Genomic DNA, 23736 nt, shown 5'->3' on the forward strand with positions numbered 1-23736 from the left:
TCATATGTGTTATTTCTTGATCAATTTGGTATTATAAGTATTTTTATCATCTTTTATTGTAATCACATACATTCCTTTGACCAGAGAAGCTACATTAATCTTTCCGTCAATCTTACCTTCCTGAACCAGTCTTCCATCCGCACTGTAGATTTTATAGTCACCTTTACCTTTCAGGTTTTTCACTTCTACAAATGTATCTGCAGGATTAGGATAAACAGATACCTCTGATGATTTTGTATCTACCGTTTCTCTCACAGCAAGTGTACTCGCGGTAATTTTCACAGGAAGATCCATAATACCTCCAGCCTGGCTTTCCAACTCACCACATACGCTATTCAGGGCACTCGTTGCGAATTTACCAACCACTCTCATTCTTAATATCTTATCTCCAGAGTAAGTGGTAGCAGGAACTGTGAAGTTAAAACCAGGCAACCCTATATTACCTGCATTTGTTGTCGCTGAAGTCTGTCCTACCCTTTCTGTAGATTCAAATACTCCGTTTCTATTGTAATCAATCCAGGCAGACACATTTACCGGAAGTCCGTTTTGCAACAAATTCCCTATTCTAGGTGTAAGCGTATAGGTACTTCCTTGTGTCAAATTAACAACTTTAGTAAGATCTTCGCTTAAATCTTTATAGGATTTTGCTGTAAGATCACTGTAATCAAGATTCGCAACGGTAACTTTTAAGATGGCTCCTACATAAGGTGAACCTGAATTTAAAAGGCAGTAATCAACTCCTGTCTTTAATCCTTTTGTTTTAAATGTATAATTATTAGAGAAAGTTCCGGGAACTGAATTTACCACAGCTGCTACCTGAACTTCATAATTGGTTTCATCTTCTAAATTATTCAGAACTACAGAATTTGCCTGGCTAGCAACATTAGACCAGCTGGCTGTTCCTGCTTTTCTGTAATTAACAGAGTAAGCAGCTCCGGGAACACTGTTCCAGGATACCCTTGCTGTTGTTTTGAAAACCTCACTATCTATCGTGGAAACTCCTGTAGGTGCTGATGCAGTCGAAGTAGGTGCACTTCCCACAGTAACAGCAGGAGATACGGCATAAAAGATATTTCCTACAGCTGACACTCTTAACTTTACTGCTCCGCTTACATTACCCGGCATTTGTGCACTATAGCTTCCGGTGTTTGGAGTTGCAGCTACAAGATTTGTCCAGGTTGCACCGTTATCTGTAGTATAATCTATTTTCACGGTCGCTGTATTATAAGGGGCAGCATTTGTATTGGCAACCTCCCAATAGATTGTATTTACTGCATCATTATACAATACTGAAGATGTGGTTAGTCCATTGAATTTGAATGGCCCGTCATTCCCTACAGTCACTGTAGTTGTTGAGCTTGAAACCATAGGACGCTGAGCGTTCAGATCTCTTACCGTTACCGCATAGTTCAATGTTCGCGGGATATATGATACTGTTTCCCATCTCTGTTTGTCTGTCAGGATTCCATTCATCACACTTGCAAAGTTGGGAAAATACCTTCTTCCGTTTGCTGTTCCGGGAACTGATCTTGCCAAAGCTCCTTTCGGATTGTATCCCCATCCGCTGTCGCCGGAAATGGTAGAAAATTCATCTGTACTGTCATTCTGTTCCCAGGTATAGTTCACAGAATCATTTTCAGCATCCGTAGCTGAAGCTTCAAGATAATAAGCAGTTCCTTTAGGAATACTATAAGCAGCTAAAGGATTAATGGCGGGAGCAGTATTGTTGATAATATTTTGAGAGGCTCCGCAATTCACTTTACTTTCTAAATTAGTTAATACCTGATCAATGGATTTATAATGAAAATATCCGTCAGCATTAGCTTGAACATTATCATAGGTAATCCCGGCATAGCCCATAATAGTAGTCCCTCCTCCAGGCTCTACATTGGCACCCTGATTGGCATCTGTGACAGAAGTATTTGAAAATGTGTGGTTAGCTCCCAACTGATGTCCCATTTCATGGGCTGCCGTAAAATCAAAAACTTCCCCCACCGGAACAGGTCCCTGGGTGAAAGCAGAACCTTTTTTTATTTCAGTATTGGTTGCCGGATCTATGCAGACAATTCCGATTCCTCCTGCGTTTCCGCTTCTCTCAGCATTCTGATTAAGAACATGGCCGATATCATAGTTGGCATTTCCCACTACAGAGGTAAGGGTTTGTTGCAGCTGGAGATTCAAATTCCCTGTATAAGGATCTGTTGCCGGATCAAGATAGATGATATCCGGAATATTCTGAACCGTTAAATGGGCTCCAAAATCCCGTTCAAAAACCCCGTTTATGCGGGTCATCGTATTATTCATGGCGGCCAGTACAACGCCTTTTTTTACGTCGTCGGTCGCATTGGCCGGAGTTCCTGCCGCTGTTAACTGATATTGGCTGTATTCTCCTGTAACGGACAATGCCATTCTAAAATCTCTGTATTTTGTATTGGTAGGTCTGCTGGCAATCCCCACTCCGGAAAGCATTTTTTTACCATTCTCTACCAACTTATTAATATCCTTAAAATCATGTTCTCCTGTATCACATTTAAAGCCGTGCTCTCCTTCATTCTTTGATTTATAGAATACCCCGTAAGTTTGTTTATCAGCACTTATTGGTTCTATAAACTGAAATATACCATTTTTGATGATCATAGACTGCATATCATAGGAAGAGGTACTGAATCTCAAATATTTAGACGGATCATCTACGCCTACTCCTACATATGACCCAAGCTGATATCTTTCGGCCAGGGATTTATCAAGTACAGGATTGCTATAGACAGCAAACTTTTCAATTTTCCCTTCAACCGTGGGTAAAGAAATAATAACTGGTGTTGCTCCTTTCCCGGTTTCTTCAGCATTTCTCAGCATTTCGCGAAGAGATTTCAGATCCACTCTATAAGAATGTTGTACTTCTACTCCTTCTCTTATCTGTGACGTTTTCTGAGAGACAGATTCCCATCTCTGAGCGTTGAAAACCGTAAAACAAGATGCTAATGCACAAACTAATAAAATTCTTTTTTTCATAGATTTATTTAAAATTACTTTGGTTGTATGAGTATAGGTGGCTCATTTTTATCAAAAGATCATTTTGGATTCTGATCCATCCACTTAAGTATTATCATAAGTTCAACAAAATGAAATCAATGATGAAAAATTCACAACAAATCACTTCACAAAACTTGTATATTCCCAATAAAAAACAAAAATAAATGATACTACTCGTATACATCAGGACTTGCAATTTATTAAGTATCAATCAATTACATTTTACACTCAATTTTGTCTTGCTAAATTCTGTTTTTTATAAGTAAGGATGAATACAATTCCAACCTAAAAAACGGATGAAAAAACATATTGAAAATCAACTAAAAAAGGGGAAGTAAAAAAGAGAAATAATCAGGAATACAGTATAAAAAAGGAGAAACTTCCAAAGAACTAATGCTATTTTTCATGAAAAGATTAACAATTAATAAAAAATCACAATTACCTAAATATCAAATATTTAAAATCAAAAATACAACATGTAGTATCCGTGTAGTATCGTATTTTTTCATGTTTCCGTCAAAAATTTTCATATTTGAGCACTGAGACCACTAAAAAAAACCGGGTGGTGAAAAGAGAATATTTCGAGTACTGTCTGACCTGATGAATCAGACAGTTTTTTTTTGATTATTGTAAGGTATCAAAGAAATGATAAATATCTGTTTCCCCGGGAATATTCAATTTTTTTCTGATCCTGTATTTTTTCTGTTGAATGCTTCTATGCTGAACCATCGTATAGTTTGCTATTTCTTTAGAAGAAAAATGTAATTTAAGCATTGCACAGAAAATCAGTTCGGAATTTTCAAGATTGGGGTTAATCATAAAAAGCTGAGGGATAAACTCGGGATAGGTTTCTTTAAAACGATCCAGAAACTCAGGATCATTCTTTTTACCAAGTTCTATAATTTCCTCCTGCTTATTGTCATTCATTCTTATTTTCAGATTTTCAGCTTCCCGGGCAAGAATTTTTTTTCGTTTTCTCAAGGTAACAATAATTCTCCAGGCATATAACCCGAGCAGGCAAAGCCCCAAAAACGACAGGGAAATAATCCAGTATATTTTGCTTTTATGGTGATCAGCATCCTGTTGGGTGACCGTAATAAAAGACTCCATATCCTGATTGATGGTAGCCAGCAAAGAGGTATTGGTTCTGTCGAAAGCCTCTGTATAGGCTTTTAAATAAAAATAGGCCTTCTCTTTATCTCCGGTACGTTCATATAAAATTCTGAGATCGTTATAGATATACTTACCATAATAAACATAGATACGTTTTGTTTTATCATTGATTTTCAATGCTTTAATCAGAGCCTGTTCCGCCTTATCATATTGTTTATCATAAAGAAAATATTCCCCCATAATGGTATTGGCATAGAGGGCTATTCCATCTTCTTTACCTCTTAGATTGGCTTTATTATAAGCAATGGTTATATACTTATATGCAGAATCTTTGTCTTTATGCATATACACATAATCACTTATTGCACAATCTGCAAGACCGGTATCGTCCAGCCGTTTTGCTTTATGGAAATACCTGAGTGCTTTTTGGTATTGCTTTTTTTGAACAAGATAAATAGCCTGTCTGAAATAAATACTGAAAAGGATATCGTCTTTAAGCGGGGAATGATCACTTTTACTGATAAGACTCATTGCTTCATTATTGTATTGAAAAGCTTTATCAAGCCTTCGAAGCTCTACATTGAAGCGGCCATACACGTTGTAAAATCTTGCTTTGTGCAGGTTGTCTTCCGAATCATCCAGAATTTCCTTTGCATTATCAAAAAGAATCTGTGCCTTCTGGAAGTTTTCAAGCGATATATTAAGTTCTGCCAGATTGATATAGCACAATGCCTTCCCATCCTGATAATTCATTTCATCGGCCTGTTTGTAATATCTTTTATTAAGAGTAATGAGTGAATCATATTCTCCACCAAGCCTGAACTTTTCATTCTGTCTCAGTAAAGCAACGTCAAATTTCTTTTCAGCCTCTTTCTTTGAATGGGAATGGCACGAAACTAAAACAAAAAGTAACACAAAAAGAAAAATACGCATCATATGTCTCTCTGATTAAGCTAAATTCATGTATATATTATGATTAAATAATGATCTCTCCGGAGAAAAAACAGTCTGTATAATTTTAAAATTCTCAATGGTTATTTCTGCTGAGATCAACAATAAACCTTTTCATAAAACAGAATCATTCTGCTTTTATTGTGATGTACTTTTTTATTCCGCCAGGTTTTCAAAAAAGTCGTAAATATCTGTTTCTCCGGGAATATTCAGTCTTTTTCTGATCCTATATTTCTTTTGTTGAACAGATTTATGCTGTACAAAAGTATAATCTGCAATTTCTTTGGATGAAAAACGTAATTTCAGCATTGCACAAAAAGCCAGTTCTGAATTTTCAAGATCCGGATTGATCGCCAGCAGCGATTTAATAAATTCAGGAAAGAGCTCTTTAAATTTCAGCAGGAAAGAAGAATCATTTCTTTTAGCAAGTTCAGTCACCTCCTGAAGCTGTTTTGTCTGGACGTGATTTTTCAATGCGTCGGTTTGTTCTTTTAAAGTATTTTTCTTCTTTTGTAATTTGTTAATCATCTTTCGCACATATACTCCCGAAACAGTAAGTACTGTGATAGACAGGGCAATAAATAACGGAAGATCATTTTTATGCCAGTCCGATTCCTGCTTCATTTCCGAAATAAAATCTTCGGTAGCTTTGTTCATAACGGCAAATCGTTCCGCATCAAATCTTCCCTCCTCTTCCATATATTTCTTCAGATAAAAATAGGCTTTCCCTCCGTCATTTTTTTTCTTATATAATTCTGCAAGTGATTTATAAACTTCTTTGATATGTGAAGAATAGGTCCGTCTTGTCTTGATATTGATTTCCAGTGCTTTTTTTAATGCTTTTTCAGCCTGTTCGCTATTTTCAATTTCATTATAGTAGTATCCCATTGTATAATATACCCAAAGAGATTCCACGTCTGTTGTTTTCTGACTGATCATTTTTTCATCCGCTTTGCTGATGTATATACCGGCAGAATCAGGTTTATGGGTAAATAAATAGTATTGTGCCACCATACAATTGGTGTACGCCGAATTTTCCAATACATTTGCTTTTGTAAAGCATTTCAGAGAAGTTCCCAGCCATCCTTTCCATGCATAGTAAATTCCTTTGTTTACATAAAGTCTGGGTAGAAGTTTTTGGCTAAGCTTCGTTTTTCCGGCCTGTTTGAGATAATAAAATGCCTTGTTATTGCATTCTATAGCCTTATCGTTTAATTTAAGATGAGAATAATAGAGGCTGTAATCATCATAGAATGCTGCCTTATGATAAGCATTTCCGGAATTGATCAGATCTTTTTCTGCTTTATTGAAAAAAAAACGGGCTTTTTCATAATTTCCTGCAGAAACATTTACGCCTGCCATATTCAGATAGCAAAGACCTTTTCCTGCTGTATATTTTATTTTTGCCGCTTTCTTCAGGTATTCTTTATTAAGCTTAACAAAAGCCTCATATTCACCAGACAGCTGAAGCTCAGAGCTTTGAGTCAACAGAGATATATCAAAATTTTCCCGGTCTGTATTATCGGTTTCCTTATGACATGAAAACATAACCAGAAGCAGCCCCACAAAGATTGTAAAGGCTATTATCTCTTTTATAGCCTTTGAGCGGATCGTTTTATTTTTAAAAATGATTACATTAATTTTTCCCATCAGCACCACTTTTCCCTGTATATCTACATATCTACCTATTCACTTACTTAAAAATAAGTTGATAATTTTCTATCGTTATTTTAATATTATTCCCCAATAAGTGTTATAAATATACATAAATTATCATGTTCATTGTGAAATAAACAGGTTATTTCGCAAAAATGTAACATTCAGATAAAATATTGTAATATTTCTCGTTTAGACAAACACTTTTTACCATTTAAAGACTTTTTATGAACTTTCTGTCAAAAAGTATATGTTTTATTTTTAATAAGACTATCTGAAACGAAATTTGTTACAAGAAGATAAGGTTGTTTTATAATTTTTGATAAATTATTTTGACAAACAAAATTATCTCCATATTTGTATATTGATCTAACGAAAATCTTATCAGTATGAATATCAGCTATCGCCAACTTCTTCCCGAAGAAAGTAAAGCATATCGGGCAATCCGTCTGGAAAGTCTGGAACAGTTTCCTGAGTCATTTTGCGCAAACTATCAGGAAGCCAGTAAAATTGAAAAATTTCAGATGGAAAACGACATTGAAGAACAGACTTTTGGAAAATTTGTAATGGGTGCATTCTCAAATGATTTGCTGATAGGCATCTGTGCTTTTGTTAAAAGTGCCGAAAACTCAGGTACTCTTTACCAGATGTATGTAAAAAGAGAGTTCCAGGGAAAGAATATTGGCTGGGGATTGATTGAAGCTGTTATTCATGAAGCAGGCAGACAGTTTAATGATATTGAAATTTTCCTGGAAGTTACACCGGGAAATGACAAAGCGTACAATTTATACAGAAAAACAGGATTTTTGGAAGTAAGAAATACTTCTGCCAAAGATCCCAGTAATTATATTGTAATGAAATATACACCTGAATAAAAGCTGGATAACTTTCAAAATCATGATACAGAAACCTAGTACTGCATAGTTAAATATGATAAAGGAATCAGGGTATTTATTAAATTTAACATAGAAAAGGGATACAGTTTAATTTATAACGTATCATTAATTTTTTAAGTTAAATTGAAACATGAAAACGGAAAATTTTGAAACAGTATGTGAAGACGGTGTAAAGCTTAAAGGCATTCTTCTTATTCCGGAACATCCGAAGGCCGTGATACAGTTTAACTGCGGCACCGCAACAAGAAAAGAATTTTATCTGTCTTTCCTCACCTATCTTGCTGAACATGATTTTCTGTGCTGTCTTTGGGACTACAGAGGAAGCGGAGATTCTTCTTCCCGCAATCTGAGATCCTGCGAGTTTACTTTTTCAGATTATGGAGTCAAAGATATGCCCGCCATCAAAAATTTTCTGAATAACAGATTTCCTGATCTTCCGTTTATGATTGTCGGGCACAGTGCCGGCGGACAGCAAATAGGATTTATGAAAAACCTGGAGAATGTAAAAGGAATGGTCAATTTTGCGGTATCAGCAGGTTATTACAGGAATATGCCGCCTTATTACAGGATGAAAGCTTATTTCTATTTTTACATTTTTGCGCCGGTAAGTGTTTTCATGACAGGCTATGTGAAAGCCAAAACCTTTGGGTTAATGGAAAACCTGCCCAGGAATGTAGTGTTTGAGTGGCGTACCTGGCTTGAGAAGAGAGATTATTTTTTCGATGCTCAATTTTATGGTAGAAGTGTACCTGTAGGGCATTTCAAGAATTATACGTTCCCCATTCATTTATTCTGGACTACCGATGATACCATTTCAAGCCGGAAGAACACAGAAACGTACTGGCAGCATATTGACAGTAAAAAAGAGATCACCTTCACAAAATTAATTCCTTCGGAATTAGGATTGAAAAAAATTGATCATTTCGGTTTTTTCAAAAAAAATATGAAAGACAGGCTTTGGACTAATGTGGTAGAAAAGTTAAACGGTTTTCTTTAAACCATTTAACTCTGATCATTTTTTAAAGTCTTTACAAATTTCTCAAACTGTCGATCTGTATTTCGTAAGACCGGTCCGTGGCCAAAGCAGATAGTAGCCGGATTCAATTCTGCCAGTTTCTGAAGCGATTTGATATTGCGCTGCTGATCTGTGGTGAACATATTGGGAGGAAGCCGAAGCCCCGGCACTGTCGTAAGCAGGTTCATATTGGTAGCGGCATCCCCAATGATCAATAATCCATCCTGCTCGCGGAACAAGGAAATATGACCTCCCGCATGTCCTGGGGTTTCTATTACCTGAAAATTTCCGATTTTATCGTTTTCAACGATGGTCTGCCCTACTTTATGTCCCTGACCTGCCCAGTATTTTTGCTGAAGCTTTGCCAGCCAATGCTGCGGAGCCGGATAGTCGTTGGTTACGAGACCTGTTTCAGTCCTGAAAACTTCATTGGGATGGCAGAGCAGGGGTATGTTGAACTCTGCACATATATGATCACTGCAGCCCTGGTGGTCTGCATGGGCATGGGTTAGTACATGTTGATGGACGGGGAATTTCTGCAGGACTTTCTTTATGGTTGTGTACGAACTTCGTATTCCCGAGTCTACCAGAACACCTTCAATAATATAGCAATTAATACTGTTTCGCGGCATGAGTGGAATATGGAATACTTCAGGAGCAATTTGACGTAGCATAATTTTTTTCTGCAAATCTACATTGCCGATCAGTATGGTATAAGGACATTTGTCCTATAATATGCCGGGTCTGTGGATTTGTCCCTTCGCCCGGGTAAGTGATCGCTGTGTGATTCCAAGGTATGAAGCCAGATCCTGCGTCGATATCCTTTTTACCAGCATCGGTTCATCAGATAAGACATGACGGTATTTGTCTACAGCAGATTTATTATTGTAATTCAGAAGATAACGTTCCTTTTGAATATACTCCTGTTCTATCACCGATTTTGTAACTCCGTTCAGAGCAGCCACCTTTTCCAGCAGCTGCTGATAGTCTGGATAACTTATGCTATAGATTATGCTGTCTTCTACAGCCCTGAAGCTTTTTCCGGATTTTTCCTGCGCTATAAACCCGGAAAACGAGGTGACAAATTCATTTTCAAACTTGAAGCAGGTTATATTTTCCTTACCTTCTTTATCGGTAGCATATGCTTTTACAGCGCCACTGGCAATAAATCCAATATAACGGCAGATTTCATCTTCATGAATAAAAAAATCACCCTTTTTTAAGTGAACCGGTTTGAAGAACGGCAAAGAAAAGTTGACTTCATCGGATGATAATCCTCCTGCTGAGGACAGATAATTTTCAAAAACATTAGTCATCCCGCTGTCTGTTTGGTTTTTATTTTCTTGCAAATCACACATCAGATCCAGTAATTTTATTAAGGTGAATGAAGGAATTAATTATAAAAATAAGGTTAGGTTAACTATCACTTTTAAATATTAAGAACCCTTAAATACATACTCATCATACACCGTATTGATCAGCTCATCAGGATTGATGTTCCGCGAAAAAATAGGATAATGAAAGCGATCCAGCTTATTAAGAATACGGATCAGTTCCATCTTCTCGTTATGGTTGAGATTTCCGGCAACGATATTGGTAGCCTGCCGGATTTTTTCCATTTGATTTTCCAGGACCTGTAATCCTCTTTCGGTAATACGGATTAATTTACTTCGCTTGTCTACATCAGAATCTGTCTGTTCTATAAGTCCCTGACGCAAAAGCCTTGCGATAATAAGCATCCCTACCGGCTTATCATGGATATTTTTTTTGATAAGCGCCATTTTTGTCATTTCCCCAAAAGCTTTAAGATTAATCAGATAAATAAAATCTTCCTGAGTAGAAAATTCAGAATGTGAGATGGCAGACTTTGAATAGGTTTTTGCATACCGGTTAAGATGAACAAGTAATGTACTGATGGCACTCTCCGGCGTTCTTCCGTTCTCCTTGCCTTCCCAGTAGGGCTCATCAAGGTGATGTTCTTCAATATTCCCTTTACCAGAAATCCATGCTTTAAAGCCCTGAATAGTCACCGGATAAGACTCTGGGCTATTACTGACTTCAGTTTCAAACTCTTCCAGCAGGTCTATATAATCTTTAATAAGCGTGTAATTCATTTCTGTTAAATAGTTTACAAATATACTAAATCCGCCCCATATATAAGCAAAATTAAAGCAAATAGAAATAGATTCTGTGAACAATGGTGAACGGGTATCTCCTGTATAATACTCTGTTTTTTATCTTATCCAAACCTGGAATAAAAAGAAATGATAATCTGATCATTTTGGTAATCAAAGTTTTCCGATCACCCGTTGTGTGGTATTACGATGTAACACGGTATAATAATTGTTGGAAAATAAACAGGAGTAAAATAAGCGTATGGATCATATAGAAACTGAACCAATAGATTTGGTAAGAGATAAAAATTTCATTGATAAGTATTTCAGTTTAATCATAAAAAAGGAATTGAATATAGATATCGATGTGAGTAATGAATATATTGCTGCACAAAATATTGTGTCCAGAAAGTTAATTCTGGTGAAAACATTTTCAGATGCTGTCATGGAAACTCCTGAACTGTACCTTTTATTGGCTTCTCTCATCCATGATGTGAATACCCACTCTTTAACAAAGGGACAGATCATAAGAGCACTGGAAAAAGAATAAAGATCTCTCAAAGCCTGAGAGATCTTTTATTTTTAATGTAACCGGATATTATACCTGTTCTTTCAAATGTTTCGCAACCATTGCTTCCAGATCATCAAGATTAAAAGGTTTTGAGACATAATCATCAGCTTTTGCTTCTGAGGCCAAAGCAACAATATCATTATTGGCTGTAACATAAATGACAGGAATATGTTTAAATTCCTCGGTGCTTTTGAGAAGTTTTGTAGCTTCTACGCCTCCTATTTTAGGAATCCAGTTATCCATGAGAATAACATCCGGCTGATAGTATGCCACTTTCTCAAGGATATCGTGTGAAGTCTCTGAGATTCTGACATCATACCCGTTTTCTTCAAATATGATGGTGATCACTTCTAAGATAGCCGCTTCATCATCAAAAATTAAAATCTTCTTTTTACTCATATTATGTAGATTATTCTATTCTGAAATATTATAATTGTTTTATATAATCCGCTAAACCGGCGGGCGTGATAATTAAATCATACTCAATTTCTTCTATGGCATGTTTCGGCATAAATTCCACTTCTGCTGTTTCCGGATCCTGAATCCATACCTGCCCGTTATTCTTTTTAATATAGCTTAGTCCTTCTACTCCATCGGCATTAGCTCCTGATAAAAGGATACCAATTAAATTTTCCCCATAAATTTCTGCTGCAGACCTGAAAGTAACATCTATAGAGGGACGGGAATAATTCATTTTTTCAGAACTGTCCAATGACATCCATTGCGTATTCTCAAACAACAAATGATAGTCTGCGGGAACAATATATATGGTGTTACCAGCAACCTCCGTTTTATCTTCAACCTCTATGACAGGTATTTTGGTAAACTGCTGCAGTAAAATGCGCAGAATATCTCCCGATTGAGCTTTACGATGCATCACCAGTACAATGGGAGCAGGGATGGTATTATCCAGGTTTTTGATCATTTCTATAATGACCTGCAAACTTCCTGCTGATCCGCCGATAACGATTAATTCTGTATTGGTTTGTGGTTTCATTCCGCTCATTACTAGTGGTGATCAATTTTTTTCCAGATTTTCTGATCTTCAACCTGATGGTAATTTTTATCGATAGCAGAAAACCGAAGAGTTTCTTTTGCTCCCAATGCAAGAAAACCTAAATTTTCCAGGCTGTTATCAAAAAGTCTGAATACCCTTTCCTGAAGTTCTCTGTCAAAATAAATCAGTACATTCCTGCATACAATCAGCTGAAAACTATTGAAAGAGCTGTCTGACACGAGGTTATGTGTTGATAAAATCAGTTTTTCCTGTAAGCTTTTATCAAATCGTACACTATCATAATTGGCAGTATAATAATCTGAAAAGTCTTTTAATCCGCCTGAAAGCATGTAGTTTTCTGAATACAGCTTCATCTGCTGCAAAGGGAAAATACCTGCTCTGGCTGTTTCAAGAACAGCGGGGTTCAAATCGGTTCCATAAATCAGAGACTTACTGTAAAGCCCGGCTTCTTTCAGCAGAATGGCTATAGAATATGCCTCTTCACCTGTTGAACATCCTGCAATCCAGACCCGGATGAGCGGATAGGTTCCCAACTGAGGCAATATATTATCCCGCAGTGCTTTAAAAAAAGAAGGATCCCGGAACATTTCCGTAACATTTACTGTAACTTCTTCTACAAAACGTTTTAAGTATTCTGTATCATTCATCACAGTGTATCTGAGCTCTGCAAAACTGGTAAACCTGTCTAAAAGACATATACGATTAACTCTTCTTTTAAATGAAGCCCTGCTATACCCTGAAAAGTCATAGCCATACCTGTCATACACATCTCTGATGAGATATTCTACTTCTTCATCTTTTATGATACTTGGTTCCAGCATCTATGAAAGTTTTTCTATTGCCGTTATTAAAAGATCCACATCAATGGGTTTTGTTACGTAATCATCAGCTCCGGCTTCCAGACATTTCTGGCGGTCTTCGGGCATTGCCTGTGCGGTGACAGCAATCACCGGAACATGTTTGATTTCCTGAGTATCCCTTAACATTCTTACAGCTTCATATCCGTCTATGCCAGGCATCATCATGTCCATAAGAACAACGGAAAACTGAGGATCAGACTTGATCATTTCCAGGGCATCCTGTGCCATTGTACATGATTCCACTGTATATCCACGGGCTTTAAGGGTTAGTTTTAAAGCAAATATATTGCGTGGGTCATCATCCACGATTAAAATTTTCTTATTCATCAGAATTTTATCTGTTTAACTTTCATACAACCAAACACGAAGGAGTGATAATAGCTGATCTATATCGACAGGTTTTGAAATATAGTCTGAAGCTCCTGCTGTAATACATTTCTCCCTTTCTCCAATCATTGATTTAGCGGTAATAGCTATAATAGGCAGTCTTTTAAATGCCGGCATTTTTCTTATTTCCTTAATTGTTTCATAGCCATCCATTTCCGGCATCATCATATCCATCAGAATAACATCTACATCCGGATTGTGGCTGATTTGCTCCAAAGCATGTTTTCCATCCATCGCTACAATGACCTCAACTTTATATTTTTCCAGTGCTTTGGTTAAAGAAAAAATATTGCGGACATCATCATCAGTAATGAGTACTTTTTTACCACTCAGCACTTCTGTTAAAGAACCCAGCATTCTGCCTGTATTACCTTCGGCCGAACTGTTTTTTTCTTCCACCAAATGTAAGAATAAACCAACCTCATCTAAAACTCTTTGATAGGAATGTGCAGTTTTTACGACAATAGAATCTGCATATTGCTTTATTTTCAGTTCTTCTTCTTTGGATAAATGATGTTCCGTAAAAATAATGATCGGTAGATTTTCCAGTCCCTCATAGCTTTTGATTGATTCTATGACGTGATAATCATTTCCTTTTGCGCTTCCGGTGTCCAGAATTACACAGTCGACAAGGTCTGAAGTAAGTGCTTTTACACTATCCTCCACATTATGTTCCACAGATAAGGAAATATTAAAATTACTCAGGAAATAAGACAATGCGCTGGCATGTTTGGCATTTTCTTCAACAATTAAAACTTTTTGAGGCCCTTTTTGTAATGCCTCTTCAATTTTCCTGAATACATCCGTCATTCTATCCAGAGCCACAGGCTTATTGATAAAGTCTACCGCTCCTTTCATCAGGCTTTCTTTTTTCACATGCAGGGCAGACATCATATGTACCGGAATATGTTTTACCTGAGGATCAGACTTCAACTCATCCATGACTTCCCAGCCATCTTTTACAGGAAGCTGAATATCCAGTAAAATGGCGTGAGGATGATATTTCTGAGCCGCCGAAAGACCATAATCTCCTCTTACGACCACTACCCCTTTATAGTTCTGTAAGCGGGCATATTTCAATAGAGCTTTTGCAAAATTGGTATCATCTTCAATGATAAGGATGATTTTGTCCCCTTCCTGAATATTCTCTCTGTCGTCCTCCACATCTTCAGGAATTTCCAACGTGTTCGTTTTAACCGTTTCTCCTTCATCAAGGATATTCTGAATTTCTTCAACATCTTCCCGTATAATTTCCACCAGATCCTGATCCGTTTCGGAATGAACAATTTCAGTTACCTGATGTACAGGAATAATAAAGCTGAATTCACTTCCTTTATTGAGTTCACTTTTCAGAACAAGTTCACCTCCTAAAAGTCTTGCAATTTCACGGCTTATTGAAAGTCCCAGACCTGTACCTCCAAATTTTCTTTTTGTAGATCCGTCAGCCTGCTGAAATGCTTCAAAGATAATTTTCTGCTTATCCTCAGCTATTCCGACACCGGTATCTTTTACTGAAAATATAATAAAATCAGGTTTTTCAGAATGTTTTTTGATCAATAAACTGATGCTTCCTTTTGTTGTAAACTTTAAAGCATTGGACAGCAGGTTCCTTAATACCTGATCTATTCTGAGACGGTCACTTTCAATAACAGGCTGTACGTTTGAATCAATTTCTATATTGAAAGGAAGGGCTTTTTCCTGAAATACAGGATTAAACAGGCTCTTCAGATCTTTTACAATTTCTTCAATAACCACTTCCTGATATTCCAGGGTCATTTTACCGGATTCTATTTTGGCCAGGTCAAGAATTTCATCTATTAATGTTAATAAACTTGTTCCTGAACTTTGAATAACTTTGGCGGATTCCACCTGGTCTTCGTTAAGGTTTTCATCCGGATTTTCTGCCATTAACCGCGATAACAGAAGGATTGAATTAAGCGGTGTACGCAGTTCATGAGACATATTGGCTAAAAATTCAGACTTGTATTTGGTACTGAGTGCCAGTTCCTCTACTTTTTTCTGAATCTCATTATTACGTTCAGCAATCAAATGATTCTTTTCTTCCAGCAATCGTGAGCGTTCCTCCAATTCGGCATTGGCCTGCATCAATTCTTCCTGCTGTACCTTCAATTCTTCTTCTGAAGCCTGAAGCTTCTGCGTTTGTGCTTCCAGTTCAGTATTAAGGTTTTCAAGCTCAGAATGCTGTACCTGCAATTCTTCAGACTGTGCCTGGGTTTCTTCCAGCAGCTGCTGTTCTTTTTCTCTTCCTTTTGCCGCATTCAGGGCTATTCCTATATTGATGCAGCACTCTTCAAAATAGCTGATTCTGTCTTCTTCAAAATTAGAGGTAGATCCTAATTCCAGGACTCCTATGGCATGGCCGTCTGCAAAAACAGGTATCAGAATAATGCCATAGATCTTAATGGTACTGCTGGCAAAGGTTACTACAAAATCATCTTCATGAAGATTATTGTACACCTGTGTTTTAGCATTCATAAAGGCCTGCCCCACCATTCCTTCACCTGGCTCAAAAGTCTGTTTCATATTGGCTTCCAGACCAAATGCTTTGTTGAGCTTCAGGACACCTTCGTCAAAAAGATACAATGAACCGTTGATACAGTTTCCATATTCAATCAACTGATGTAAAGCCCTGCCGGCAACTTCTTTTACCGATTTATTTCCGACAAGGGATTCATTCAGTAAAGCAAGACCTTTCTGGCGCCAGTCGCTTTTATTAATTTTTTCAAAAGATGTTTTAAGAGATTCGGTCATGTGATTCAGGGATTCTACAAGATCCCCAAGGTCATCCTCTGCGTTATCTACAGCTTTCTCGCTGTAATCACCATTGGCTACTCTGTTTGCAATTTTTTGAATGGCACTTACACGGCGCGTCATTTCCTGATCTTTATCTCTCAGCATTTTTTCCAGCTCATCTCTTCTGATGAGATCTGCCCTCATTTTAAAATAGAAAAATGTGGTCACAACTACTGCAGCCAGCGCAGAAAAAACAATAAAAAGAACGGTCGTTTCTGATGAGCGTGTTAAATCTTTATTTTTGATTTCAACCTGGCTTTCTTCATACTGCACAAAATCTTTTACAATTTTACGGCACTCGTCCATATAAGCTTTACCGGTAACGATTTGCTGCTGGGTCATTACAATACCCTTTCGTCTGTTTTCCACAAGATTTTTCAGGTTATCCATCACCTGGCTCACCGCTACTTTTAATCCGGCAAGTCTTTCCTGTTGGTTTTTATCCTTCAATCCCAATGATTCTGCAAGCACCAGCGCTTTGGAGTATTCTCTTAATCCGCGTTTATAGGGTTCGAGAAAATCTTCCCTTCCGGTCAGCTGATAGCCCCTGTTTCCTGTTTCTGCATCCAGCAAAGCTACCAGGACATCCTTAACAGCCGTCACAGAACGTCTGCTTTTGGAAAGACTCTCACGATGATTCATTTGATTTTGAATACTCCAGTACGAGGCTACCGAGCTGGCTATCAATATCAAAAGCGAAAGACCTATTCCAAACTGGAGATTTCGTATAATTTTTTTCGGCATGAAAATTAATTTAATGGTAAGGTAAAATAAAACGTAGAACCTTCATCTACGATACTGGAAACACCAACACTTCCGTGGTGCTGTTTGATGATTTCAGAGCATATAAACAGACCGATTCCCATTCCCTGGAACTGCAGTGAAGATTCTTCCACACGATAGAACTTCTTGAATACGGCCTCCTGTTTAAAGTCAGGAATTCCGATTCCAAAATCTGTAACATTCACTCTCACTTCCTGAGCTTCTTCATCCACAAAGGTGGTTACAATCACCTGGTTATTATGAGGGGAATATTTGATCGCATTGGTCAGAAAATTAATCAGCACCTGCTCGATACGGATTTCATCCAAAGGAATTAAAATATCAGGTTTTACCCCATGACGTTCTATTTTCACCTGACGCTCATGGGTTTGTTTTATGGTCTCAATCGCATTACTGATCACATTTTCCAGATTCACCGGCTTTTTATTGATTTTCAGTTTTCCGTTTTCAATTTTCGAAACATCAAGAAGATCCGTGATGAGTGTATTCAGCTTTTCAATCTGGCTCTGAACTTTTGTAACAAATCCTGCTTCGGAGCTGTCTTTATCAAGTTTCAGCTTTCTTTCCAATAGCTGAACATAGGCTTTAATACTGGTTAAAGGAGTTTTTAATTCGTGGCTTGCAATACTTAAGAATTCATCTTTTTCTTTTTCCACTTTTTTCTGATCGTCAATATCGGTAAATGTTCCTACCCAGTTTTTAATACGGTGTTCATCATATACAGGGGTTACCCTAAGCAAATGATAACGGTAATGGCCCGAAATAACATTTTTAATTCTGATCTCCAATTCAAGAGCTTTTCCTTTTTTTCTGCACCTTTCCAGTTCTTCGCTGATCTTATAATCATCAGGATGTGTTTCCGGAAAATCCTGTTCATTGTCAGAATATTGGTACCATTTACCATTAACAAAATCAACCGCACCTTCTTCATTCAGAGTAAATGCAATCTGTGGAAGAGACTCCAGCATAAGGTGAAAATGGTCTATCTGGGATTTCATGGTCACCTGAGATTCCCGTCTTCCTTTTACTTCCAGTTCCAGATTCTGCTGTGTTTTTTTCATAGCAATATTCTGTTCCTGGAGATTATAAAAAGTTTTCACTTTAAGCAGAAGAATTTCAGGATCCACGGGCTTGGTTACGTAGTCTTTACCACCAGAAGCATAACCTTGGGTAATGAATTTTTTATCGGTATTAACAGCGGATAAAAATATAATAGGAACATCTTTGGTTTTACTGTAGTCTGCAAGTGTTTCTGCAACTTCAAAGCCATCCATATCAGGCATCTGAACATCTAAAATAATTAAGGCATAGTCATTTTTCAATGCTTTGCCGAGAGCCTCTTCACCGGAGCTGGCCGTTTCAACCTGGAAATCTTTAGATTCAAGTAATTTTTGAAGCGAATAAAGATTACTTTGGTTGTCATCAACAATTAAAATCATAGAAGTTAAAATCAATAATTAGTTACGGATACTTTAGCTTCAAAAATACTCACAATATTTGAAAAAACAGTAATTTTTAAAGGTTTATGCATAAGGATTTCGTACCACATTTTTTAAGAAAAACAGCAATGGCATAATGATTGAAATTATTTACAATATTTTTAAAAATTCTCTCTAATTTTCAGAAAAACCATAATTATGAAAAAAACAATAAGCTGTATGAATATCGATCAGGAGATCCTTTACTCGTTCGGGGGTGAAAAAGTCATCTATAAGGCTAAAGAGTTTATTTTCAAAGAAGGTGATTATTCACAATATTATTTTCAGATTATCAGCGGAAAAGTAAAGCTGAACATCTTTACTGAAAACGGAAAAGAATTTATTCATAATATATTGGGTAAAAATCAAAGTTTTGGAGACCCGCTTCTTTTTATTGAAAAAGTATATCCTACCAATGCCATCAGCTTACAGACCACGGAAATTATAAGAATGCCTAAAGATAATTTTATGCAAATGCTTAAAAGTAATCCGGATATTTCCCTGGATATGAACATGTGTTTATCACAAAGACTTTATTATAATAATTTAATGGTCCGCAATCTGGCATTAGCAGATCCCATTCAGCGGCTGCAAGGTGTAATGGATTATCTGAAAAGCTACCATGACGGAGACTGCCAGCACTGTTTTCCTATAGAACTTACCCGCCAGCAAATTGCTGATCTTACAGGACTGAGGGTTGAAACCGTCATCAGAACGATAAAAAAAATGGTAAATAATAAAATAATAAAACTTGAGGGCCGCAGGATTTTATACTAATCATAAACTCACCCTATTTCTTTAAATATAGATTATAAATAAACCATAAAACAAAACAGATGGCCGGAATTTTTAAATTCCGGCCATCTGTTTTAAACTAACCTTAATTTGTTTTTTTTCTCCATTCTGCCTTCACATCTTCAGCGGCATCCTTCGTGCTTTCCCATGCTTCATCTGCCTTATCCTTGATATCTTCCCATGCATCTGCGACGTTTGATTTTACTCTGTCCAACCAGTCTTCCTGAGTTGCTTCCTCATCATTATTTCTTTTTTCATTGATATAATCTTTAGCTTTATCCGCTAATTCACTGATCTTCCATTTTGCATTATCAGCTGCATTTTTTAAAGAGTTTTCTGTTTGGTCTACTGCATTTTCTGCTTTGTTGTAATCTGAATTATTCATAATATAATATTTAGGTATTTGGTATATAAATAAACAATGTTCATGCCTAAAAAACAGACATTATGTTAAAATATTCTTAAAATTAAGATTTTTTCTTCCCGCTAAGGCTTCTGATCATTCCTTTGAAAATAAATCCATGAAATGGCAGCACCATGAACCAATATAATCTTCCCCAAAGGCCTTTTGGACGAAATACAGCTTTTTGCCAGATCTTATTTCTGTAAATTTTAAACATCAGCCAGGCTTCTCCGGGCAGTTTCATCTCAGCGAATAATATAAGCTTGCCTTCTTTACGGTCAGCATATAAAACCCGCCAGAAGTCTAATGCATCTCCATCTTTAAGGTCTGAAGGATGCCTGCGCCCTCTTCTCAATCCCGGACCACCAACAAGTTTATCAAAAAGTCCTCTTATTTTCCAAAGATTCTGCCCATACCATCCATGATCACCTCCCAACTGAAAGACCCGGCTCATACAGGCATCCCTGTCATCATACTCTTCACTCCGGAGGTCCGTAAAACAACCGTATTTCGGTACATCCTGGTATTCTTTCAAGGTTGAATCATGACGGCTGCTGATGAAACTGTCTTTCCAGCTGGAAATGATTTCATTGGCCTGAATTTTTGCAAGAGTTCTCTTCAGTGCTGTGTCATATGAAAACGGCTGCACACCGGTAATTAGTTTGATCTCAGCAAGACTTTCGGGACGGCAGACCACTTCTACCTTCATGCTTCCAACCAATGCTTTGGCCAGGTTATAAGAGGTTGAAGTAATAAAATAGAGCCAGTACGAAGACAGTCTGGGCGTCATTACAGGCAGTGTAAAAATCGTTCTTTTAAGGCCTCTTACTTGTGCAAACTGCAACAGCATGTCTTTGTAAGTCAGTACATCATCACATCCAATGTCAAAATTTTTCTGATAAGCAGCTTCTTTAAACAAAACAAAAATCAGGAAATCCAGCACATTGGCAATTCCTATTGGCTGACATTGGGTATACAGCCATTTGGGAGCCACCATGACAGGCAGTTTTTCAACGAGATCCCTTATAATTTCAAATGATGCACTTCCTGACCCAATGATAATTCCTGCGCGAAGAACTGTTGCGGGAACCCTGCAGTCCATCAGAATTTTTTCAACTTCGTACCTTGAATTCAAATGCTTTGACAGTTCTTTTTCATTCACCAGCCCCGAAAGATAGACAACATGTTTACATTGCGTCTTCTCAATATAATCAGAAAAGTTGGCGGCACATTTTTTTTCCGAGTCTTCATAATCAGCAGTATTGCTCATGGAATGCATCAGATAGTAAGCACCTGCAATATCTTCAGGAATATTTTTAAGTGTTTCCGGCTTTAGAAAGTCAACTTCAATAACTTCAATGAGCTGGTCGTCGATATCCATGTCTCTTGTAAAACGACCGGTATCCCTGCAGCAGCAAACGACTTTATATCCCTGTGCGGCAATCACACTGATCATTCTTTTACCGATATAGCCGGTTGCTCCTGTAAGCAGTATTTTTTCCATAATAATTGGATTAAACAGATCAATACATATCCTGACGTCTGAAATCTATTATATTTTTTCTAAGAAATGGCCAAAATAGTCTTTCTTTTTAATAAGATAACCTGCATTGATCTCATTGGAATCAATTTCTAAAGGAATCCTGCTTTTGAGAATGATGCTGCTGTTCTCAACAGATTTAATCTTATCAGGATTATTGGTTAACAGATTGATTTCTTTCACATCCAGCAGATTCAGCATTTCCATGGCAACATCAAAATTTCTTCCGTCAGCGGGCAAACCAATTCTGAGATTAGCTTCAACAGTATCTAATCCTTGTTCCTGAAGTGCATATGCTTTCAGCTTATTGATGATCCCAATATTCCTTCCCTCCTGGCGGAGATAAACGATCATCCCTCCTTTTTCAGACATATATTTCATCGCTGCATCAAGCTGCTGACCGCATTCACATTTTTTAGAATGAAAAACTTCTCCGGTAATGCACTCAGAAGGAAAGCGGACATTAACAGTCTTATCATAATCTGTATTTTCTGCTACCAGAACCAAATGCGGGCTCCAGTCTTCTTCATTTTCCGAGAATGCATATATAGTGAATAGTCCGTAATCTGTGGGTATTTTTGATTGAGCCTGTATTCTAAGCATACGTTTCGATTTTAATTAAATTTGAGAATTTATTTATCAAAAGGACTTTTCTTATCCTGCTTTACCCAGATGAGTTTAGAGGTATCATACCCTATTTCCTGCGCCTTGCTGATAAATTTCTGCTTTATATTTTCAGGAATAGTTTTTTCACGGGAAAGAATCCAGAGATAATCCAGATTTTTTCCTGCAATCAGTGCATATTTGTACTCTTCCAGAGCAACTACATTATATCCGGCATAAAAAGGTCCGAAAAAACTCACTTTCAAAGCTGCCACATTTTTTTCTCCTCTGAATTTAGCAGTACCATTGGCAGAAACCCATTTATCCTTTTTAAAATTATATCCGCTGTTGACTACGTTTACATTTCCGTCTTCAGTAAGGCTATACTGGGCGATTGCATTGTCAAGGTCTTTTTCAAAGCGATAATCGAATCTGGCAATCTCGTACCATGTCCCCAAATACCGGTTCACATCAAACTGGTCAACAGGCTGTGCTTTTTCGGGCATGGAAGAACAGGAAGTCAAACTGTTTAACAACCCGAAGCTTAGTAATAATGTAATAATGATTTTATTTTTCATTTTTAGTTATTTTTTTAAAGAAATAAATATTGAGTAAAAACTGACTGTAACCATAAACAGCATCTTCAACAGGAATGGTTCCCATTCTGACGCCTAAAAAGTCACCAGGATTGTAGTTCACAACAGGGGATGGAATTAAAGATCCCGTCAGGATTCCATTCACAGCAAAAAATCCAGGCATCAAAACCAGATATACAAAACTTGCTTTACCGATCCATTCTTTTTTGGCAATAAAATGCAGGTAAGAAAGGGTAAGCACTGTCACAATAACAGTCAGCAAGGTATAGATTCTTTCGTAATAAAGAAGCCCCACAACACTGAGAACAATAACTGAGGTAAAAACAATCAGATTATTAAAGAGGTCTGCCCGATTGAATGTAAAAAATTTTTCCAGGCAGTAGTATGTAAAAACACAGGCAAAAGGAATACAGTAAAAGAACAGCCACTCTTCCAGGGGAAGGCCTGCCATTTTAAATCCTAATGTGTAACGATCATCAAACCACCACACTCCTTTTCCGGTGAACCATATATCCCATAGTATAAAAGGAACTGCTACAATAGTGGACGACAGGAAAAACTTCAGGAAAAGTTGATTAAACTGTATCCTGCGGTCAAAAGAAGCCAAAAAGCAGATGATGACGGTGAAAAAATTGATCAGTATGTAAGTGTATTGCATCATTTTTTATTGAAATACATTTTAAAATAAATCATAGGAACCCACAAAAAGCCGAAGCACTCTCCTTTTTCTTTCCCCAAATGTTTGTGGTGCTGTTTATGGGCACGCCTGATAGCAAGGAAATACGGATTCTTTGTTTTGGTAAAAACCTTTGCTCTCTGATGAATAAAAATATCATGAACAAAGAAATAGGCCATCCCGTAAAGGCTTATGCCTAAACCGACAAAAAACAGATAACTGAATTCCTGCCTTACTCCCGCATACAACAAAGCAATAGCAGGGCTGGCAAAAATGAAAAAGAACAGATCATTTCTCTCAAGTTTACCATCGTTGCTATGATCATGATGATCCTTATGCAGATTCCATAGAAAACCGTGCATAATATACCTGTGAATAAGCCATGTGGCTCCTTCCATGGAAATAAAAACAAGTAAAACGATCAGGAAATTCAT

Annotated in this window: 22 protein-coding genes; 4 read left to right on the forward strand and 18 right to left on the reverse strand. The window is 37.2% G+C overall.

Annotated elements, in window-relative coordinates:
* Window positions 1-9: 9 nt before the first annotated feature.
* From LIV57_RS04365 to LIV57_RS04375, 3 genes are all read right to left on the reverse strand, one after another.
* A complete protein-coding gene (locus LIV57_RS04365; RefSeq protein ID WP_227941586.1) occupies window positions 10-3012 on the reverse strand; it encodes a reprolysin-like metallopeptidase in 3003 nt (1000 codons plus the stop codon).
* Between the two features lie 645 nt (window positions 3013-3657).
* Window positions 3658-5082 (reverse strand): tetratricopeptide repeat protein, encoded by a 1425-nt coding sequence (locus LIV57_RS04370; RefSeq protein WP_227941587.1) that lies wholly within the window; start codon window positions 5080-5082, stop codon window positions 3658-3660.
* Between the two features lie 171 nt (window positions 5083-5253).
* Window positions 5254-6747, reverse strand: a complete 1494-nt coding sequence (locus LIV57_RS04375; RefSeq protein ID WP_227941588.1) for a tetratricopeptide repeat protein — start codon at window positions 6745-6747, stop codon at window positions 5254-5256.
* A 395-nt stretch (window positions 6748-7142) separates the two neighbouring features.
* Here LIV57_RS04375 and LIV57_RS04380 point away from each other — a divergent pair, with 395 nt between their 5' ends.
* Window positions 7143-7628: a GNAT family N-acetyltransferase gene (locus LIV57_RS04380; RefSeq protein WP_227941589.1), complete on the forward strand. Its 486-nt coding sequence runs from the start codon at window positions 7143-7145 to the stop codon at window positions 7626-7628.
* Between the two features lie 151 nt (window positions 7629-7779).
* Complete coding sequence (locus LIV57_RS04385) at window positions 7780-8646, forward strand: alpha/beta fold hydrolase (protein WP_227941590.1); 867 nt, start codon at window positions 7780-7782, stop codon at window positions 8644-8646.
* A 5-nt stretch (window positions 8647-8651) separates the two neighbouring features.
* On the opposite strand, the gene LIV57_RS04390 is transcribed toward LIV57_RS04385, so the two are convergent.
* The 3 genes from LIV57_RS04390 to LIV57_RS04400 form a co-directional block, all read right to left on the reverse strand.
* Complete coding sequence (locus tag LIV57_RS04390; RefSeq protein WP_227941591.1) at window positions 8652-9338, reverse strand: MBL fold metallo-hydrolase; 687 nt, start codon at window positions 9336-9338, stop codon at window positions 8652-8654.
* Window positions 9339-9392: 54 nt separating this feature from the next.
* Window positions 9393-10022 (reverse strand): Crp/Fnr family transcriptional regulator, encoded by a 630-nt coding sequence (locus LIV57_RS04395; protein ID WP_227941592.1) that lies wholly within the window; start codon window positions 10020-10022, stop codon window positions 9393-9395.
* Between the two features lie 78 nt (window positions 10023-10100).
* Window positions 10101-10778, reverse strand: coding sequence for a MarR family winged helix-turn-helix transcriptional regulator (locus tag LIV57_RS04400; RefSeq protein ID WP_227941593.1), 678 nt, complete (start codon window positions 10776-10778; stop codon window positions 10101-10103).
* A 262-nt stretch (window positions 10779-11040) separates the two neighbouring features.
* On the opposite strand from LIV57_RS04400, the gene LIV57_RS04405 reads away from it, so the two are divergent.
* A complete protein-coding gene (locus LIV57_RS04405; RefSeq protein ID WP_227941594.1) occupies window positions 11041-11328 on the forward strand; it encodes a hypothetical protein in 288 nt (95 codons plus the stop codon).
* Between the two features lie 48 nt (window positions 11329-11376).
* Here the strand turns inward: LIV57_RS04405 and LIV57_RS04410 are convergent, their stop codons facing one another.
* The 6 genes from LIV57_RS04410 to LIV57_RS04435 are packed head-to-tail and all read right to left on the reverse strand — an operon-like array spanning window position 11377 to window position 18650.
* A complete protein-coding gene (locus tag LIV57_RS04410) occupies window positions 11377-11748 on the reverse strand; it encodes a PleD family two-component system response regulator (protein WP_227941595.1) in 372 nt (123 codons plus the stop codon).
* Window positions 11749-11776: 28 nt separating this feature from the next.
* Window positions 11777-12355 carry a chemotaxis protein CheB gene (locus LIV57_RS04415; RefSeq protein ID WP_227941596.1) on the reverse strand — a complete coding sequence of 193 codons (579 nt, stop codon included), beginning with the start codon at window positions 12353-12355 and terminating at the stop codon, window positions 11777-11779.
* 2 nt (window positions 12356-12357) lie between these two features.
* Window positions 12358-13188 (reverse strand): CheR family methyltransferase, encoded by an 831-nt coding sequence (locus LIV57_RS04420; RefSeq protein ID WP_110009717.1) that lies wholly within the window; start codon window positions 13186-13188, stop codon window positions 12358-12360.
* Window positions 13189-13554, reverse strand: coding sequence for a response regulator (locus LIV57_RS04425; protein ID WP_227941597.1), 366 nt, complete (start codon window positions 13552-13554; stop codon window positions 13189-13191). It abuts the gene before it with no gap.
* Between the two features lie 15 nt (window positions 13555-13569).
* Window positions 13570-17172 carry a response regulator gene (locus tag LIV57_RS04430; RefSeq protein WP_227941598.1) on the reverse strand — a complete coding sequence of 1201 codons (3603 nt, stop codon included), beginning with the start codon at window positions 17170-17172 and terminating at the stop codon, window positions 13570-13572.
* 5 nt (window positions 17173-17177) lie between these two features.
* Entirely contained in the window at window positions 17178-18650 is a 1473-nt protein-coding gene (locus LIV57_RS04435; protein ID WP_227941599.1) for a response regulator, read from the reverse strand.
* Between the two features lie 198 nt (window positions 18651-18848).
* Between LIV57_RS04435 and LIV57_RS04440 the strand changes: the two genes are divergently transcribed.
* The gene (locus LIV57_RS04440; protein WP_227941600.1) at window positions 18849-19466 is read left to right on the forward strand and encodes a Crp/Fnr family transcriptional regulator; all 618 of its coding nucleotides are present in this window, start codon (window positions 18849-18851) and stop codon (window positions 19464-19466) included.
* Window positions 19467-19569: 103 nt separating this feature from the next.
* On the opposite strand, the gene LIV57_RS04445 is transcribed toward LIV57_RS04440, so the two are convergent.
* The 6 genes from LIV57_RS04445 to LIV57_RS04470 form a co-directional block, all read right to left on the reverse strand.
* Window positions 19570-19869, reverse strand: coding sequence for a hypothetical protein (locus tag LIV57_RS04445; RefSeq protein ID WP_227941601.1), 300 nt, complete (start codon window positions 19867-19869; stop codon window positions 19570-19572).
* Between the two features lie 82 nt (window positions 19870-19951).
* Window positions 19952-21391 carry an SDR family oxidoreductase gene (locus LIV57_RS04450; RefSeq protein ID WP_227941602.1) on the reverse strand — a complete coding sequence of 480 codons (1440 nt, stop codon included), beginning with the start codon at window positions 21389-21391 and terminating at the stop codon, window positions 19952-19954.
* Window positions 21392-21439: 48 nt separating this feature from the next.
* Window positions 21440-22030, reverse strand: coding sequence for a GTP cyclohydrolase II (gene ribA, locus LIV57_RS04455; protein ID WP_227941603.1), 591 nt, complete (start codon window positions 22028-22030; stop codon window positions 21440-21442).
* A gap of 29 nt (window positions 22031-22059) precedes the next feature.
* Window positions 22060-22608: a lipocalin family protein gene (locus LIV57_RS04460; RefSeq protein WP_227941604.1), complete on the reverse strand. Its 549-nt coding sequence runs from the start codon at window positions 22606-22608 to the stop codon at window positions 22060-22062.
* Complete coding sequence (locus LIV57_RS04465; RefSeq protein WP_227941605.1) at window positions 22598-23287, reverse strand: lycopene cyclase domain-containing protein; 690 nt, start codon at window positions 23285-23287, stop codon at window positions 22598-22600. The genes LIV57_RS04460 and LIV57_RS04465 overlap by 11 nt, the downstream gene beginning before the upstream one ends.
* Window positions 23284-23736: a sterol desaturase family protein gene (locus LIV57_RS04470; RefSeq protein ID WP_110009708.1), complete on the reverse strand. Its 453-nt coding sequence runs from the start codon at window positions 23734-23736 to the stop codon at window positions 23284-23286. The genes LIV57_RS04465 and LIV57_RS04470 overlap by 4 nt, the downstream gene beginning before the upstream one ends.

The organism is Chryseobacterium sp. X308, assembly GCF_020733145.1.
Lineage (GTDB): Bacteria > Bacteroidota > Bacteroidia > Flavobacteriales > Weeksellaceae > Chryseobacterium > Chryseobacterium cupriresistens.

What these genes read in the sequence shown, in the direction of transcription:
- LIV57_RS04365 (WP_227941586.1), bottom strand. Translation starts at nt 3,012, where the DNA reads ATGAAAAAAAGAATTTTATTAGTTTGTGCATTAGCATCTTGTTTTACG.
- LIV57_RS04370 (WP_227941587.1), bottom strand. Translation starts at nt 5,082, where the DNA reads ATGATGCGTATTTTTCTTTTTGTGTTACTTTTTGTTTTAGTTTCGTGC.
- LIV57_RS04375 (WP_227941588.1), bottom strand. Translation starts at nt 6,747, where the DNA reads ATGGGAAAAATTAATGTAATCATTTTTAAAAATAAAACGATCCGCTCA.
- LIV57_RS04380 (WP_227941589.1), top strand. Translation starts at nt 7,143, where the DNA reads ATGAATATCAGCTATCGCCAACTTCTTCCCGAAGAAAGTAAAGCATAT.
- LIV57_RS04385 (WP_227941590.1), top strand. Translation starts at nt 7,780, where the DNA reads ATGAAAACGGAAAATTTTGAAACAGTATGTGAAGACGGTGTAAAGCTT.
- LIV57_RS04390 (WP_227941591.1), bottom strand. Translation starts at nt 9,338, where the DNA reads ATGCTACGTCAAATTGCTCCTGAAGTATTCCATATTCCACTCATGCCG.
- LIV57_RS04395 (WP_227941592.1), bottom strand. Translation starts at nt 10,022, where the DNA reads ATGTGTGATTTGCAAGAAAATAAAAACCAAACAGACAGCGGGATGACT.
- LIV57_RS04400 (WP_227941593.1), bottom strand. Translation starts at nt 10,778, where the DNA reads ATGAATTACACGCTTATTAAAGATTATATAGACCTGCTGGAAGAGTTT.
- LIV57_RS04405 (WP_227941594.1), top strand. Translation starts at nt 11,041, where the DNA reads ATGGATCATATAGAAACTGAACCAATAGATTTGGTAAGAGATAAAAAT.
- LIV57_RS04410 (WP_227941595.1), bottom strand. Translation starts at nt 11,748, where the DNA reads ATGAGTAAAAAGAAGATTTTAATTTTTGATGATGAAGCGGCTATCTTA.
- LIV57_RS04415 (WP_227941596.1), bottom strand. Translation starts at nt 12,355, where the DNA reads ATGAGCGGAATGAAACCACAAACCAATACAGAATTAATCGTTATCGGC.
- LIV57_RS04420 (WP_110009717.1), bottom strand. Translation starts at nt 13,188, where the DNA reads ATGCTGGAACCAAGTATCATAAAAGATGAAGAAGTAGAATATCTCATC.
- LIV57_RS04425 (WP_227941597.1), bottom strand. Translation starts at nt 13,554, where the DNA reads ATGAATAAGAAAATTTTAATCGTGGATGATGACCCACGCAATATATTT.
- LIV57_RS04430 (WP_227941598.1), bottom strand. Translation starts at nt 17,172, where the DNA reads ATGCCGAAAAAAATTATACGAAATCTCCAGTTTGGAATAGGTCTTTCG.
- LIV57_RS04435 (WP_227941599.1), bottom strand. Translation starts at nt 18,650, where the DNA reads ATGATTTTAATTGTTGATGACAACCAAAGTAATCTTTATTCGCTTCAA.
- LIV57_RS04440 (WP_227941600.1), top strand. Translation starts at nt 18,849, where the DNA reads ATGAAAAAAACAATAAGCTGTATGAATATCGATCAGGAGATCCTTTAC.
- LIV57_RS04445 (WP_227941601.1), bottom strand. Translation starts at nt 19,869, where the DNA reads ATGAATAATTCAGATTACAACAAAGCAGAAAATGCAGTAGACCAAACA.
- LIV57_RS04450 (WP_227941602.1), bottom strand. Translation starts at nt 21,391, where the DNA reads ATGGAAAAAATACTGCTTACAGGAGCAACCGGCTATATCGGTAAAAGA.
- ribA (WP_227941603.1), bottom strand. Translation starts at nt 22,030, where the DNA reads ATGCTTAGAATACAGGCTCAATCAAAAATACCCACAGATTACGGACTA.
- LIV57_RS04460 (WP_227941604.1), bottom strand. Translation starts at nt 22,608, where the DNA reads ATGAAAAATAAAATCATTATTACATTATTACTAAGCTTCGGGTTGTTA.
- LIV57_RS04465 (WP_227941605.1), bottom strand. Translation starts at nt 23,287, where the DNA reads ATGATGCAATACACTTACATACTGATCAATTTTTTCACCGTCATCATC.
- LIV57_RS04470 (WP_110009708.1), bottom strand. Translation starts at nt 23,736, where the DNA reads ATGAATTTCCTGATCGTTTTACTTGTTTTTATTTCCATGGAAGGAGCC.